Below are 255 nucleotides of genomic sequence, written 5' to 3' on the forward strand. Positions count from 1 at the left end.
CAGGACGGTAGTAGAAGCGTTTACCGATCCAGGCCGTGCCGCCGTTCAGGAAATCGAGTCCCTGCGCTTCGACATAGGCTTTGACGATGCCCAGTTTGTTATCGCCGAAATCCGAATTTGGCGCGTAAGCGTTGACCCAGATCGTGGCCAGATAGTTCACGCCGCCGGACTTGGCGACGGACTTGGTGTAGCCGAATTCCGTGTAGGCGTCGCACTCATTGCCCAGACGATATTTCATGGTATTGCCGCCGAGGC

General features: G+C 56.9%; 1 protein-coding gene. It reads right to left on the reverse strand.

Going from position 1 to position 255, the window contains the following annotated elements; all coding sequences use genetic code 11:
* A partial coding sequence (locus tag GYK42_RS29030) for a carbohydrate porin (protein WP_240943951.1) occupies nucleotides 1-238 on the reverse strand: 238 nt, incomplete at its 3' end.
* Nucleotides 239-255 lie beyond the last annotated feature (17 nt).

The sequence above is a fragment of the Janthinobacterium lividum genome (assembly GCF_011601275.1).
Lineage (GTDB): Bacteria > Pseudomonadota > Gammaproteobacteria > Burkholderiales > Burkholderiaceae_D > Janthinobacterium > Janthinobacterium lividum_E.